Raw genomic sequence first — 254 nt, 5'->3', positions numbered from 1 at the left:
CGGGTGTACTAGCCATTTGGGCTCGAATCGGGTTGAGCTCCACATAGGCCATGCAAGCCAATACTGCTGCCTCACCCAGTAAAGCTTGAGACTTAAACCGCCCTTCCCAGAAATGGCCTGTGCAATTGTCTTCTAGGTTGGCTTGTCTCGCAATAGGCTCATTGAGGCACCGCATAAACCAACTAATATCACTTAGCCTTGAGCGATAGGTCGCTATTAGATGTTTAAGCTGGGTAACAGCATACTCTTCAATC

Annotated in this window: 1 protein-coding gene; it reads right to left on the bottom strand. The window is 48.4% G+C overall.

Annotated elements, in window-relative coordinates:
* On the bottom strand, positions 1 to 254 hold a 254-nt coding region (locus tag AB4238_RS22490), incomplete at both ends, for a transposase (RefSeq protein ID WP_372035854.1).

Origin of the sequence: Shewanella sp. 10N.286.45.A1, from assembly GCF_041470405.1 — a bacterium.
Lineage (GTDB): Bacteria > Pseudomonadota > Gammaproteobacteria > Enterobacterales > Shewanellaceae > Shewanella.
Note: the sequence above shows the minus strand (reverse complement) of the source record. Positions and strands in the feature narration are given on the sequence as shown.